Origin of the sequence: Actinoplanes sp. NPDC026623 (genome assembly GCF_040638275.1) — a bacterium.
Lineage (GTDB): Bacteria > Actinomycetota > Actinomycetes > Mycobacteriales > Micromonosporaceae > Actinoplanes.
In genome coordinates, this window is the sequence record NZ_JBEZXZ010000017.1 from 20,570 (window position 1) to 33,688 (window position 13,119).

Genomic DNA, 13,119 nt, shown 5'->3' on the forward strand with positions numbered 1-13,119 from the left:
CGCTGCCCGAACTGCCGCCGCTGCCCGCGGATCCCCGCTGGCGCGTCGAGCACCTGCCCTTCCTGACCGCCTTCTCGGTCGCGTTGATGATCTGTGCGGCTTCCGTGGGCTTCTTCGCCGGTGGCGCACCGGCGGCGCTGGGCGCGGCGGCCGGGGTCGCCGTCGTCACGGTCAGCTTCACCATGTCGACCCTGGTGCTGGCCTGGGCGGACACCGTGCGCCCGGCCCTGCTGATGCCGCTGGGGCTGCTGACCTACATGGTGAAGTACTCGTTGCTCGGCGTGATCATGGTGTTTGTGATCTCCTCAGAGTGGCCGGGCCGGATCGCGATGGGCTGGGGCATCGTCGCGGGCGTGCTCGGCTGGACCGCCGTGCAGGTCTGGTGGGTCTACCGCACGAGCCTCTCCAAGTGATCTACGGCACTCGCGTTTTGGCTGGTCAGCGACCTCTTGAGGGGCTTCTGTCCACGATCCGGTGACGGTCGCACGGCGAAGTTGTCCGGTTCTGGCGCAGGAGGAGTAGCGTGATGGCGAGTTGCGAGACCCCTGACGCCTGGACAACTGCGGTTGTGCGGGGGGTCCCGCTTAGCTTTGTCTCGCCTGCTGATATCGTTCGGGCCGTCATGACTGGTCAAAAACCTCCCGGCAACCCCCACGGCGACGACGGTCAGAATCCGCCCGACACGGGCATGGGAATGACGTCGATCAGCTATCTCCTCGGGGGAATGCTGGTCTGGGGTGGGATCGGTTGGTTGGTCGACCACTACGTCGGGACCAAGGGCATCTTCGCCGGTATCGGGGCCGTAATCGGCACCGCCGGCGGTGTCTACCTCATCGTGCGCCGTCTCGGCGCCTGACAGGAAAGGGCTACGGTGATCGGTCAGTCGATCGTCCTCGCAGCGGATGTTCCGTTCCCGCCGAGCGTCGAGGACTTCTACCTGCCCAGCATCCTGCCGTGGGGTGGTGAGTCGTACTGGTTCACCAAGATCACGCTGCTGGTCTGGGTGTCCGTTGCGGCGCTCATCATCTTCTTCCTGGTCTCGAACCGGAAGCCGCAGCTCGTACCCACGAAGAAGCAGTGGCTGGCGGAGAGCCTCTACGGCTTCGTCCGCAACAACATCGCGATCGAGATGATCGGGCCGCGCGGCGTCGCCTTTGCGCCCTACCTGACGACGTTGTTCTGCTTCATTCTGGTGAACAACTTCTTCGGCATCGTGCCGCTGATCCAGATCTCGCCGAACTCGCACATCGCTTTCCCCGCGGTTCTCGCGATCATCAGCTATGTGATGTTCATCTATGTCGGCATCAGGCATCACGGCTTCGTGAAGTACTTCAAGACCGCACTGATCCCGCCGGCGCCGTGGTTCATTCTGCCGCTGCTGATTCCGATCGAGTTCTTCTCGAACTTCCTGGTCCGCCCGTTCTCGCTGGCGGTCCGACTCTTCGCCAACATGTTCGCCGGGCACATGCTGCTGCTCGTCTTCACGCTCGGCGGCTTCGCGATGCTCAACGCGAATGCCTGGCTGGCGCCCATCTCGGTCGTCTCGTGGATCATGACGATCGCGTTGACGTTCCTCGAGTTCATGGTGATCGTGCTCCAGGCGTACGTGTTCACGGTCCTGACCGCGAGCTACGTGCAGGGCGCCCTCGCCGACGAGCACTGAGCTGCCTGCTTAACACCCCGTTGTCGTCCCGCGTGAAAGTCACGCGAGATACCAGGAGGAATCAGTAATGGACGTTCTTGCCGCCTTCACGGGTAGCACCGCCGCCATCGGCTACGGTCTCGCTGCCATCGGCCCCGGCATCGGTGTCGGCCTGGTCTTCTCGGCCTACATCCAGTCGACGGCCCGCCAGCCGGAGTCGGCGCGCCTGACGCTGCCGTTCGTCTGGATCGGCTTCGCCGTCATCGAGGCGCTCGCGCTGCTGGGCATCGCCTTCGGCTTCATCTGGCAGGGCCAGGGTCTCTGAGCTAGTTCCGCCGAACGGAGGTTCACATGCTCTCGTACCTAGCTACTGAGGTGGCTGAGGAAACCACCCACAACCCGATCATCCCGATCTGGCAAGAGGTTGTGGTCGGCACTGTCGCCTTCGCGGTGCTCTGCTTCGTGCTGATGAAGTTCGTCTTCCCCATCATGGAGAAGACGTTCGCGGCCCGGGTGGACGCGATCGAGGGTGGCATCAAGCGCGCCGAGGTCGCTCAGGCCGAGGCGAACGAGCTGCTCGAGCAGTACCGGGCGCAGCTGTCCGAGGCCCGCACCGAGGCTGCCCGCATCCGCGACGAGGCTCGTGCCGACGCGGAGGGCATCCGCCAGGACGTCCTCGGCAAGGCCCGGGAAGAGTCCGACCGCATCATCGCGGCCGGTCGCGATCAGCTCGCCGCCCAGCGGGAGAGCATCGTCCGTGAGCTTCGGGCCGAGGTCGGCACGCTCGCGGTGGACCTGGCCAGCAAGATCGTCGGTGAGTCGCTCGCCGACGAGGCGCGCAACCGGGGCACCGTCGACCGTTTCATCAACGAGCTCGGCGCCGGCACCGGCACCGGGCGGCGCTGATGGCGACCGTCAACCGGGAGTCGTACGCGGCGGCCGGCGAGAAGCTTGCCGCTGACACGCGGCAGGCGACGGCCGCGCAGCTCGCCACGACCGCCGACGAGATCCTGTCGGTGGCCCGGCTGCTGCGCGGCGAGCTTCGGCTCCGCCGTGCGCTGACCGACCCGTCGCGCGGCGGCAACGACCGGGCGGAGCTGTTCCGCTCGATCTTCGCCGGCAAGCTCGGTGCGATCACCGTCGACGCGCTCGCGACCCTGGTGTCCGCGCGCTTCTCCCGGCCGTCCGAGCTGCTCAACGCGACCGAGCGACTCGGTGTGGACATGGTCCTGGCGTCGGCAGACAAGGCCGGCACGATCGCCGAGGTCGAGGACGAGCTGTTCCGCTTCGGTCAGATCGTCCGGGGCAACGCCGAGCTCTCGGTCACGCTCAGTGACCCGGGTGCGCCGGTCGAGCGCCGGGCTAAGCTGGCCGGGGACCTGCTGGAAGGCAAGGCCCAGGCGGCCACCGTCCAGATCATCGCGGTGGCGCTCGAGGGTTTCGGCGGGCGCAACTTCGAGGCCTCGCTGAGCCGGCTGGTCGAGCTGACCGCCGCGAAGCGGGACCGCGAGGTGGCCTACGTGACGGTCGCCAAGCTGCTGGGCGAGGCCGAGGAGCAGCGCCTCGCCGCGAAGTTGTCCGACATCTACGGTCGGCAGGTCTCGCTGAAGTTCGACCTGGATCCGAGCATCATCGGCGGTCTCAGCGTTCGAGTCGGCTCCGACCTCTACGACGGCACGATCCTGCGGCGACTCAACGAAGCCCGGCAGGCGTTCGCTAAATAGTTTTTACCCCTCGGTGGCGGCGACGTCCCGAGCACGCCCTCGGCGGCGGCGACGCCCCGAGCCGACTAGAGAAGGCAGAGGATGGCCGAGCTGACCATCTCCTCGGACGAGATCCGGGGGGCGCTAGAGCGCTACGTCTCGTCCTACACGCCCGAGGTCTCCCGTGAGGAGGTCGGCATCGTCTCCGATGCGGGCGACGGGATCGCGCACGTCGAGGGCCTGCCCTCGGCAATGGCGAACGAACTGCTCGAATTCGCCGACGGCACGCTGGGCGTCGCCCTGAACCTCGACGTCCGCGAGATCGGCGCCGTGGTCCTGGGTGACTTCACCGGCATCGAGGAGGGCCAGCCGGTCAAGCGGACCGGCCGCGTCCTCTCGGTCCCAGTGGGCGACGCCTACCTGGGCCGAGTGGTGAACGCGCTGGGCGAGCCGATCGACGACCGTGGCCCGATCGAGAGCGAGGGCTACCGCGAGCTCGAGCTGCAGGCGCCGAACGTCATGTCCCGGCAGCCCGTGAAGCAGCCGCTGCAGACCGGCATCAAGGCGATCGACGCCATGACGCCGATCGGCCGTGGCCAGCGCCAGCTGATCATCGGCGACCGCAAGACCGGCAAGACCACGGTCGCGCTCGACACGATCATCAACCAGCGCGCCAACTGGGAGTCCGGCGACCCGGAGAAGCAGGTCCGCTGCATCTACGTCGCCATCGGACAGAAGGCGACGACGATCGCCAGCATCCGGGGCGTCCTCGAGGAGCAGGGCGCGCTGGAGTACACGACGATCGTGGCCTCGCCGGCGTCCGACCCGGCCGGCTTCAAGTACATCGCCCCGTACACCGGCTCGTCCATCGGACAGCACTGGATGTACGCCGGCAAGCACGTCCTGATCGTCTTCGACGACCTGACCAAGCAGGCCGAGGCCTACCGCGCGGTTTCGCTGCTGCTGCGCCGCCCGCCGGGCCGCGAGGCGTACCCGGGCGACGTCTTTTACCTGCACAGCCGCCTGCTCGAGCGTTGCGCGAAGCTCTCGGACGAGCTGGGCGCGGGCTCGATGACCGGTCTGCCGATCATCGAGACGAAGGCCAACGACATCTCGGCCTACATCCCGACGAACGTCATCTCGATCACCGACGGCCAGATCTTCCTCGAGGCCGACCTGTTCGCCTCGGGCGTGCGTCCCGCCATCAACGTCGGCACCTCGGTGTCGCGGGTCGGCGGCTCGGCGCAGGTCAAGGCCATGCGTCGGGTCTCCGGCCGGCTCCGCCTCGACCTTGCCCAGTTCCGTGAGCTGGAGGCCTTCTCGGCCTTCGCCTCCGACCTGGACAAGACGTCGCGGGCCCAGCTGGACAAGGGCGTTCGCCTGGTCGAGCTGCTCAAGCAGCCGCAGTACTCGCCGTACTCGGTCGCCGAGCAGACCATCGTCATCTGGGCCGGCACCACGGGCCAGCTTGACGACATCCCGGTCGGCGACGTGCGGCGCTTCGAGGCCGAGCTGCTCGACTGGGTCAAGCGCAACCGCAGCGAGACCTTCACGGCGATCGCGTCGACCGGCCAGCTGAGCGACGAGCAGGTCGAGACGCTGCAGAGCGGTGTCGACGAGTTCAAGGTGCTGTTCAAGCAGGGCGAGACCCGCGGCAACGTCGGTAACGAGGCCCAGGCCGCGCCGCTGGCCGAGGGCAGCGAGAGCCGGGAGACGGTGACCCGCGAGGTCCGTCCCGGGGACGAGAGCTGATCCATGGCCGGTCAGGTACAGGCACTTCGGCGGCGCATCCGCACCGTCAAGTCCACCAAGAAGATCGCCAAGGCGCAGGAGCTCGTCGCGACGAGCCGCATCGCCAAGGCTCAGGAGCGGGTGACCGCCTCCAAGCCGTACGCGGAGGCGATCACGCGGGTCCTGACGGCGCTCGCGTCCAACGCGACGATCGAGAACCCGCTGCTGCAGCCGCGCGAGCGGGTGCGGCGGGCCGGTGTCCTGCTGATCACCAGCGACCGGGGCCTGGCCGGCGCCTACAACGCCAACGCGATCCGGACCGCCGAGCAGCTGATGGCGCGGCTGCGGGCGGACGGCAAAGAGGTGGCGCTGTACATCGTCGGCCGCAAGGGCGTCGGTTACTACCGGTTCCGTAACCGGCCGATCGAGACCAGCTGGACCGGGTTCTCGGAGCGGCCGTCGTTCTCCGACGCCCGCACCATCGGCGACGCGCTGCTCGAGGCGTTCGTCGCCGGCGCGGACGACGGCGACGAGGGCTACGGCCCGGACGCCATCCAGGGCGTCGACGAGCTGCACATCGTCAGCACCCGGTTCAAGTCGCTCATGACCCAGGCGGCGGAGGCGCGCTTCCTGGCGCCGATGCAGGTCGAGGATCAGGAGCGCGAGCCCGGTCTGCGGCCGGCGTACGAGTTCGAGCCCGAGGCCGAGGAGCTGCTCGACGCGCTGCTGCCGAAGTACCTCAACACGCGGATCTACGCGGCGTTGCTGGACTCGGCGGCCAGCGAGTCGGCGTCTCGGCGCCGGGCGATGAAGAGCGCGTCGGACAATGCGGACGACCTGCTCAAGCGGTACACGCGCGAGATGAACTCCGCGCGGCAGGCTGCGATCACCCAGGAAATCAGTGAGATCGTCGGCGGCGCCAACGCGCTTGCCGCGGCGGGAAGTGATGAGTGATGACTGCTGTTGCTGAGCCCACCAAGACGGAGACCGGCGTCGGCCGCGTCGTCCGGGTCATCGGCCCGGTCGTCGACGCCGAGTTCCCCCGTGATGGCATGCCCGGAATCTTCAACGCGCTGCACGTCGACGTGACCCTCTCCGGGGGCACGAAGACGCTTACCCTCGAGGTCGCCCAGCACCTGGGTGACAATCTCGTCCGCGCCATCTCGATGCAGCCCACCGACGGCCTCGTCCGCGGTGCCGACGTCCGGGACACCGGCTCGCCGATCTCGGTGCCCGTCGGCGACGTGACCAAGGGCCACGTGTTCAACGCCCTCGGCGAGGTCCTCAACGTGGATCCGTCCACGCTGGACATCACCGAGCGCTGGCCGATCCACCGCAAGCCCCCGCCGTTCGCGGACCTCGAGCCGAAGACCGAGATGCTGGAGACCGGCATCAAGGTGCTCGACCTGCTCGCCCCGTACGTGCGAGGCGGCAAGATCGGCCTGTTCGGCGGCGCCGGCGTCGGCAAGACGGTGCTCATCCAGGAGATGATCATCCGGGTTGCCCGCAACTTCGGTGGTACGTCGGTGTTCGCCGGCGTGGGTGAGCGCACCCGCGAGGGCAACGACCTCATCCTCGAGATGGAAGAGGGTGGCGTGCTCGACAAGACCGCCCTCGTCTTCGGCCAGATGGACGAGCCGCCGGGCACCCGCCTGCGCGTCGCCCTTTCCGCGCTGACCATGGCGGAGTACTTCCGTGACGTGCAGAACCAGGAGGTGCTGCTCTTCATCGACAACATCTTCCGGTTCACGCAGGCCGGTTCCGAGGTGTCGACGCTGCTCGGCCGGATGCCGTCCGCCGTGGGTTACCAGCCCACACTGGCGGACGAGATGGGCGAGTTGCAGGAGCGGATCACGTCGGTCCGGGGCAAGGCGATCACCTCGCTGCAGGCGATCTACGTGCCCGCGGACGACTACACCGACCCGGCCCCGGCGACCACGTTCGCCCACCTGGACGCGACCACGAACCTCGAGCGGTCGATCTCCGACAAGGGCATCTACCCGGCCGTGGACCCGCTGGCCTCCAGCTCGCGGATCCTGGCGCCCGAGTTCGTCGGCGCCGAGCACTACGCGGTCGCCCGCGAGGTGCAGCGAATCCTGCAGAAGTACAAGGACCTGCAGGACATCATCGCCATCCTCGGCATGGACGAGCTCTCCGAAGAGGACAAGGTCACGGTGCAGCGGGCCCGCCGCATCGAGCGCTTCCTCTCGCAGAACACGTACGCCGCCGAGCAGTTCACCGGCGTACCCGGCTCGACGGTCCCGCTGAAGGAGACCATCGAGGCGTTCAAGAAGATCAGCGAGGGGGAGTACGACAACTACCCCGAGCAGGCCTTCTTCATGTGCGGTGGCCTCGAGGACCTCGAGAAGAACGCGCACGAGCTCATGAAGGGCTGAAAACCCTCGGATCTCACGTGAGCCGCGCCGACACTTTGTCGGCGCGGCTCACGCGTTTCCAAGAGACCGTTATGTCCGTTTAGCTACGCAGTGCAGGCATTCGGACGTGAAAGTTTCTTTTGTTGATCGGATAGTCTGGCAAAGCTTGTTGCGCAGCCCGCGATCATTCCCGTTGATCGCGGATGGGATCGATCGGCATGGTTGGGGATCTCGAGTGGCGAAGAGCAGGAAACCCAGGACCGGCCGGCGTGCGCCCCTGTGGGCGCGGTTGTGCGCGACCTTCGGGTGCATTCTGATGGTCGTCAGCGGCGGTGTGCTGGTCACGAGCCAGGTCCTGGTGGCCCGTTATGCCAATGCGGTCGAGACCAAGGACCTCTTCGGCAACGCGGCCAAGGGCGCCACCAAGCAGCCGGTGAGCGACATCAAGGGCCCGGTCAACATCCTGTTGGTCGGCATCGACCCGCGCAACACCAACACCGCGCCGCTGTCCGACTCGATCATCGTCGTGCACATCCCCAAGGGCCTGAAGCAGGCCTACCTCTTCTCGATCCCGCGCGACCTGCGGGTCGAGATCCCGCAGTTCGAGAAGACCGGCTTCCGGGGCGGCACCGCGAAGATCAACGCCGCGATGTCGTACGGCAGTTCGGTCGGCAACGGAAAGCACGACGTGGCGCAGGGCTTCGACCTGCTCGCCAAGACGGTCAGCAAGCTGACGGGCATCAAGAAGTTCGACGCCGGCACGATCATCAACTTCAACGGCTTCAAGGACATCGTCGAGGCCATGGGCGGCGTCACCATGACGATCGACCAGAACGTGAAGTCGGAGCACCTGCAGCCGAACGGCAAGCCGCGGCCCCGGCGCCCCGAGTGCGCGGCGAACAACTGCGAGCACCCCTACATCGGGCCGCAGGCGACGTACAAGAAGGGCACCTACCACCTCGAGGCGTGGCAGGCGCTCGACTACGTGCGGCAGCGCTACGGCCTGCCCCGCAGCGACTACGACCGCCAGCGGCACCAGCAGCAGTTCATCAAGGCCATGGCCTCGCAGGCGCTGAGCAAGAACGTGGTGACCAGCCCGGGCAAGCTCGACAAGGTGCTGCGCGCCGCGGGTGACGCGCTGATCTTCGACGGCAACGGCCACACGGTCGTCGACTGGGGCCTGGCGCTCAAGGGCCTGCGCTCCGACGACATGACCCTGGTCAAGCTGCCCGGCCGGAGCCTGATCGACAACGGGAGGTATCTCGGCGAGGCGCTCGAACCCTCCGCCCAGGACTTCTTCGACTCCGTGAACGACGACACGATCACGTCGTTCCTGATCGACCACCCGGAGTACTTCCAGAAACTCTGATCGATGAGCAATGTCGGCCTGCCGCGGGCCGGTGGTATCCGGGCCGCCGGTCACCGCCGCCCGGGCCAGGTTGAAAAGGTTCATTCGCAGTGGCGGTCGCCACCCCCGGCACCGTCATGTCACCCAGGCGTTTAGACTTCATGCCAAGAGTGTCCGCAGGCTTTACAAGGAGACAGCGTGGCCAATCAGCTGCACGTCCAGGTCGTCGCCGTCGAGGAGAAGGTCTGGTCCGGCGAAGCCGAAATGCTCGTGGCCCGCACCGTCGAGGGTGAGCTCGGTGTGCTGCCCGGCCACTCGCCGCTGCTCGGTCTGCTCAAGGAGCCGTCGCAGGTGCGGGTCAAGCTCGCCGGTGGCGAGCAACTGACCTACGACGTGGCCGGTGGGTTCCTCTCCGTCGACGCCAACGGCGTGACGGTCCTGGCCGAGAGTGCCACTCCCGCCACTCCCGACGCGCACTGACGCCAGCGATGCGGATTCTGGTGATCTTCGGAATCTGCGTCGCCGTGCTGATCGGCGCCCTGCTGGCGATCTTCCTGCGCCGTCGGCTGCTCATGGCCCGCGGCGGCACCATCCGCCTGCAGGTCCGGGTCAGCACGATGGTGCCGGGCCGCGGCTGGTCCTCCGGGATCGGCCAGTTCGTCGGTGACGAGTTGCGCTTCCACCGCATGTTCAGCTTCGGCGTCCGCCCCAAGCGCACCCTCGACCGCCGCACCCTCGAGGTCGGCCGCCGCCGGCTGCCCGAGGGCCCGGAGCGGCTCACCATGCCCGGCCACTGCGTGATCCTGCTGTGCACGACCGGCCCCGCGCAGCTCGAGATCGCCATGGCGGAGTCGACCGTGACCGGGTTCCTGTCCTGGCTCGAGGCGGGCCCGCCGGGGCAGCCGGGTTCGGTCGCGCCCCGCCCCACGATCACGCCCCGCCCCGTCGAGCGCTGAGCACCCGCGCTCCGGTCTCCGGCGGACCACCCTCAGCAGGCCCGCGAGGCCGGCCTGCCCGGAGGCCCGGGCAGGCGCCGCCGTCACGGCCTCAGGAGACCCCGCCGGGGACCCACTTGACGTCCCCGCCCGGATTCGCCGTGCGGGCCAGGATGAACAACAGGTCCGAGAGCCGGTTGAGGTATTTGGCCGGCAGCGGCGACGTGTGGGCCCCGTCAAGCTCGTAGAGGGCCCAGGCGGACCGCTCGGCCCGGCGCGCGACCGTGCGGGCCACGTGCAGCAGCGCCGCGCCCGGCGTGCCGCCCGGCAGCACGAAGGAGTCGAGCGCCGGCAACTGGTCGTTGTATTCGTCGCACCAGCCCTCGAGGCGGGTCACGTAGGCCTCGTTGATCCGCAGCGGCGGGTACGGCGGGTCCTCGGCCAGCGGATTGCACAGGTCGGCGCCCACGTCGAAGAGGTCGTTCTGCACGGCCGTCAGGACGCTCTTCACGTCCGGGGCGAGGGCGCCCATGGCCAGCGCGACGCCGATCGCGGCGTTGCACTCGTCGGCGTCCGCGTACGCCGCGACCCGGGGATCGGTCTTCGCGGCGACCTCGTTGTTGCCGAGCCGGGTCGCTCCGGCGTCGCCGGTGCGGGTGTAGATGCGGGTGAGATGCACAGCCATGCCCCCCACCCTACGGAGGTTGCTGGGCGCCGCCCCATACGATTGCCCGCGTGGATGTGATCAGGGTCAAGGGCGGCGTGCGTCTCTCCGGCGATGTCACGGTCGGTGGCGCGAAGAACTCGGCACTCAAGCTGATGGCGGTCGCGCTGCTGGCCGAGGGGCGCAGTGTGGTCACCAACGTCCCCCGCATCACCGATGTCGCGATAATGGCCGAAGTGCTGCGCCGGCTCGGTTGTGAGGTCGCGCTCGGAGACGGCGAGGCGGTCATCGACGTGCCCGCCGAGCCGGGCAGCGAGACCGACTACGACCTGGTGCGCCGCCTGCGGGCGTCCATCTGCGTGCTGGGCCCGCTGCTGGCCCGCCGGGGGTACGTGCGGGTGGCGCATCCCGGCGGCGACGCGATCGGCTCGCGCGGCCTCGACATGCACGTGGCCGGCCTGGCCCGGATGGGCGCCGACATCTCCGGCGAGCACGGCTTCGTGATCGCCTCGGCGCCCAGCGGCCTGCACGGCGCCAAGATCTGGCTGGACTTCCCGAGCGTGGGCGCGACGGAGAACCTGCTGATGGCGGCCGTCCTGGCCAAGGGCGTCACCGAGATCGACAACGCGGCCCGCGAGCCGGAGATCGTCGACATCTGCGAGATGCTCACCGCGATGGGCGCGCAGATCTCGGGCGCGGGCACCTCGACGCTGACCGTCGAGGGGGTCGACGGGCTCAAGCCGGTGCGGCACGCCACGGTCGGCGATCGCATCGTCGGCGGCACCTGGGCGTTCGGCGCGGCGATGACCCGCGGCGACGTCACGGTCCACGGGGTGCAGCCCGCCTACCTGGAGATCGCCCTGGACAAGCTGGTCTCGGCCGGCGCGGTGGTGGAGCCGGGCGACAACCGGTTCCGAGTGCGGATGGACGACCGCCCGAAGGCCGTCGACATCGTGACCCTGCCGTACCCGGGCTTCGCGACCGACCTGCTGCCGATGGCGATCGGCCTGGCCGCGGTGAGCAAGGGCTCGTCGCTGATCACCGAGAACATCTTCGACGGCCGGTTCATGTTCGTGAACGAGATGGTCCGGCTGGGCGCGGACATCCGCACCGACGGCCACCACGCGGTCGTGAACGGGCGCGAGCGGCTCTCCGGTGCGCCGGTGCGGGCCACCGACATCCGCGCGGGCGCGGGCCTGGTCATCGCGGGCCTGTGCGCGGAGGGCAGCACGGAGGTGGGCGAGGTGCACCACATCGACCGCGGCTACCCGGACTTCGTGTCGGACCTTTCCGGGCTCGGCGTCGAGGTCGAGCGCGCGGTCGTCGCGGAGCCCACGTTCGACTTCTGACCGCCGGGGCGGCGCGCTAGAGGGCGGGCGAGCCGCCGACCAGCCTGCGGGCCTCGTCGACCTCCTCCGGGAAGACCAGGACCAGCAGCGGGCCGTCCGGGCGGGTGGCCGACGTCGAGCGGATGCCGGCGGCGGCCAGCAGGTTGCGGATCTCCTCGGCGATGTCCGGGTCGTTGGTCGCCGCGGCGGGGCAGAGCAGGCCGTAGTCGTCGGTCTCGCCGAAGATGGCCAGGCCCTCGTGAAATTCGCGCCGCGTCTCCTCGCCGTACCGGGTCCATTGCAGGCCCAGGCGCCAGAAGATCGCGCCGAGAAAACCGACCAATGCGACGGCTATGAAAGGTCCTAGCAGGTACCAGCCGTCGCTTGGTGGCATGCGCACAGTCTGGCACCGGAGTCGAGTGATTTCCCCGGATTTGCCCCGATCGAGGCCCTGAGTGAGCGTTAAGCGGGACGGCTAGGCTGTCACGGCAACCTCAACGTGGAGAAGGAGAGCACACATGGCGGGTCGACTCGCGGTCATCGGCTCCGGTCTGATGGGTTCCGGCATCGCACAGGTGGCGGCCCAGGCCGGCTGGCACGTCACCATGCGGGACCTGGACGAGTCATCGCTGCAGCGTGGCGTCGCGGCGATCCGGGACTCCCTCGGGCGCTTCGCCGCCAAGGGAAAGATCTCGGAACAGGACGCCGAGGCGGCGGTGGGGCGCATCACCACGACCACCGACATCGAGGCGATGGCCGACGCCGACGTGGTCGTCGAGGCGATCTACGAGAAGCTCGAGGCCAAGCACGAGGTCTTCCGCGCGCTCGACAAGATCTGCAAGCCCGGCGCGGTGCTCGGCACCAACACGTCCGCGATCCCGATCACCCAGATCGCGGCGGTCACCTCCCGGCCCGAGTCGGTCGTCGGCATCCACTTCTTCTCGCCGGTGCCGATGATGAAGCTGGTCGAGCTGGTCCGGGGCTACCAGACCTCCGACGAGACCCTCGCCAACGCCCGCAACTTCGCCGAGGAGGTCGGCAAGACCTGCGTCGAGGTCAAGCGGGACGTGGCCGGCTTCGTCTCCAACCGGCTCTTCTCGGCGCTGCTGGTCGAGGCGATCAAGCTGGTCGAGAACGGTGTGGTCTCGGCCGCCGATCTGGACACGGTCATGAAGCTGGGCTTCGGGCACGCGATGGGCCCGCTGGCCACCGTCGACCTGACCGGCCTCGACGTGATGCTGAACGCGGCGAGCAACATCTACCACGACACCGCGGACGAGAAGTTCTTCCCGCCGGAGCTGCTGCAGCGCATGGTCACCGCGGGCGACCTGGGCCGCAAGACCGGCAAGGGCTTCTACACCTACTGAGCCGGCACCAGAGGCGAGGCGCGGTG

Annotated in this window: 16 protein-coding genes; 14 read left to right on the forward strand and 2 right to left on the reverse strand. The window is 68.4% G+C overall.

Features of this window, described 5'->3' with window-relative positions:
• Positions 1-2: 2 nt before the first annotated feature.
• From AB0F10_RS07865 to AB0F10_RS07920, 12 genes are all read left to right on the forward strand, one after another.
• Entirely contained in the window at positions 3-413 is a 411-nt protein-coding gene (locus AB0F10_RS07865) for a hypothetical protein (RefSeq protein WP_360621307.1), read from the forward strand.
• A gap of 209 nt (positions 414-622) precedes the next feature.
• Positions 623-856, forward strand: coding sequence for a hypothetical protein (locus tag AB0F10_RS07870; RefSeq protein ID WP_360621209.1), 234 nt, complete (start codon positions 623-625; stop codon positions 854-856).
• A gap of 15 nt (positions 857-871) precedes the next feature.
• Entirely contained in the window at positions 872-1,663 is a 792-nt protein-coding gene (atpB, locus tag AB0F10_RS07875) for a F0F1 ATP synthase subunit A (protein WP_360621211.1), read from the forward strand.
• A gap of 67 nt (positions 1,664-1,730) precedes the next feature.
• Positions 1,731-1,967: an ATP synthase F0 subunit C gene (locus tag AB0F10_RS07880; RefSeq protein WP_360621213.1), complete on the forward strand. Its 237-nt coding sequence runs from the start codon at positions 1,731-1,733 to the stop codon at positions 1,965-1,967.
• Between the two features lie 26 nt (positions 1,968-1,993).
• A complete protein-coding gene (locus tag AB0F10_RS07885) occupies positions 1,994-2,548 on the forward strand; it encodes a F0F1 ATP synthase subunit B (protein WP_360621215.1) in 555 nt (184 codons plus the stop codon).
• Positions 2,545-3,366, forward strand: coding sequence for a F0F1 ATP synthase subunit delta (locus AB0F10_RS07890; protein ID WP_360621309.1), 822 nt, complete (start codon positions 2,545-2,547; stop codon positions 3,364-3,366). The genes AB0F10_RS07885 and AB0F10_RS07890 overlap by 4 nt, the downstream gene beginning before the upstream one ends.
• A gap of 81 nt (positions 3,367-3,447) precedes the next feature.
• The gene (gene atpA / locus AB0F10_RS07895; protein ID WP_360621217.1) at positions 3,448-5,097 is read left to right on the forward strand and encodes a F0F1 ATP synthase subunit alpha; all 1,650 of its coding nucleotides are present in this window, start codon (positions 3,448-3,450) and stop codon (positions 5,095-5,097) included.
• Between the two features lie 3 nt (positions 5,098-5,100).
• A complete protein-coding gene (locus AB0F10_RS07900; RefSeq protein WP_360621219.1) occupies positions 5,101-6,030 on the forward strand; it encodes a F0F1 ATP synthase subunit gamma in 930 nt (309 codons plus the stop codon).
• Positions 6,027-7,472, forward strand: a complete 1,446-nt coding sequence (atpD, locus tag AB0F10_RS07905; RefSeq protein WP_360621221.1) for a F0F1 ATP synthase subunit beta — start codon at positions 6,027-6,029, stop codon at positions 7,470-7,472. Before AB0F10_RS07900 ends, atpD begins: the two co-directional genes overlap by 4 nt.
• Positions 7,473-7,767: 295 nt before the next feature.
• Positions 7,768-8,820, forward strand: a complete 1,053-nt coding sequence (locus tag AB0F10_RS07910) for an LCP family protein (protein ID WP_360621223.1) — start codon at positions 7,768-7,770, stop codon at positions 8,818-8,820.
• Positions 8,821-8,997: 177 nt separating this feature from the next.
• Complete coding sequence (locus AB0F10_RS07915) at positions 8,998-9,279, forward strand: F0F1 ATP synthase subunit epsilon (RefSeq protein ID WP_360621225.1); 282 nt, start codon at positions 8,998-9,000, stop codon at positions 9,277-9,279.
• An 8-nt stretch (positions 9,280-9,287) separates the two neighbouring features.
• The gene (locus AB0F10_RS07920; protein ID WP_360621227.1) at positions 9,288-9,755 is read left to right on the forward strand and encodes a DUF2550 domain-containing protein; all 468 of its coding nucleotides are present in this window, start codon (positions 9,288-9,290) and stop codon (positions 9,753-9,755) included.
• A gap of 91 nt (positions 9,756-9,846) precedes the next feature.
• Here the strand turns inward: AB0F10_RS07920 and AB0F10_RS07925 are convergent, their stop codons facing one another.
• On the reverse strand, positions 9,847-10,419 hold the full coding sequence (locus AB0F10_RS07925) for a cob(I)yrinic acid a,c-diamide adenosyltransferase (RefSeq protein ID WP_360621229.1): 573 nt from the start codon (positions 10,417-10,419) through the stop codon (positions 9,847-9,849).
• Positions 10,420-10,460: 41 nt separating this feature from the next.
• On the opposite strand from AB0F10_RS07925, the gene murA reads away from it, so the two are divergent.
• Positions 10,461-11,747 carry a UDP-N-acetylglucosamine 1-carboxyvinyltransferase gene (gene murA / locus AB0F10_RS07930; protein WP_360621312.1) on the forward strand — a complete coding sequence of 429 codons (1,287 nt, stop codon included), beginning with the start codon at positions 10,461-10,463 and terminating at the stop codon, positions 11,745-11,747.
• 16 nt (positions 11,748-11,763) lie between these two features.
• Here murA and AB0F10_RS07935 read toward each other — a convergent pair whose 3' ends face one another.
• On the reverse strand, positions 11,764-12,120 hold the full coding sequence (locus tag AB0F10_RS07935) for a hypothetical protein (RefSeq protein ID WP_360621231.1): 357 nt from the start codon (positions 12,118-12,120) through the stop codon (positions 11,764-11,766).
• A gap of 124 nt (positions 12,121-12,244) precedes the next feature.
• On the opposite strand from AB0F10_RS07935, the gene AB0F10_RS07940 reads away from it, so the two are divergent.
• Positions 12,245-13,093, forward strand: coding sequence for a 3-hydroxyacyl-CoA dehydrogenase family protein (locus AB0F10_RS07940; protein ID WP_360621233.1), 849 nt, complete (start codon positions 12,245-12,247; stop codon positions 13,091-13,093).
• Positions 13,094-13,119 lie beyond the last annotated feature (26 nt).

What these genes read in the sequence shown, in the direction of transcription:
- AB0F10_RS07870 (WP_360621209.1), top strand. Translation starts at nt 623, where the DNA reads ATGACTGGTCAAAAACCTCCCGGCAACCCCCACGGCGACGACGGTCAG.
- atpA (WP_360621217.1), top strand. Translation starts at nt 3,448, where the DNA reads ATGGCCGAGCTGACCATCTCCTCGGACGAGATCCGGGGGGCGCTAGAG.
- AB0F10_RS07925 (WP_360621229.1), bottom strand. Translation starts at nt 10,419, where the DNA reads ATGGCTGTGCATCTCACCCGCATCTACACCCGCACCGGCGACGCCGGA.
- AB0F10_RS07910 (WP_360621223.1), top strand. Translation starts at nt 7,768, where the DNA reads ATGGTCGTCAGCGGCGGTGTGCTGGTCACGAGCCAGGTCCTGGTGGCC.
- AB0F10_RS07900 (WP_360621219.1), top strand. Translation starts at nt 5,101, where the DNA reads ATGGCCGGTCAGGTACAGGCACTTCGGCGGCGCATCCGCACCGTCAAG.
- AB0F10_RS07940 (WP_360621233.1), top strand. Translation starts at nt 12,245, where the DNA reads ATGGCGGGTCGACTCGCGGTCATCGGCTCCGGTCTGATGGGTTCCGGC.
- AB0F10_RS07880 (WP_360621213.1), top strand. Translation starts at nt 1,731, where the DNA reads ATGGACGTTCTTGCCGCCTTCACGGGTAGCACCGCCGCCATCGGCTAC.
- AB0F10_RS07920 (WP_360621227.1), top strand. Translation starts at nt 9,288, where the DNA reads ATGCGGATTCTGGTGATCTTCGGAATCTGCGTCGCCGTGCTGATCGGC.
- AB0F10_RS07885 (WP_360621215.1), top strand. Translation starts at nt 1,994, where the DNA reads ATGCTCTCGTACCTAGCTACTGAGGTGGCTGAGGAAACCACCCACAAC.
- AB0F10_RS07935 (WP_360621231.1), bottom strand. Translation starts at nt 12,120, where the DNA reads ATGCCACCAAGCGACGGCTGGTACCTGCTAGGACCTTTCATAGCCGTC.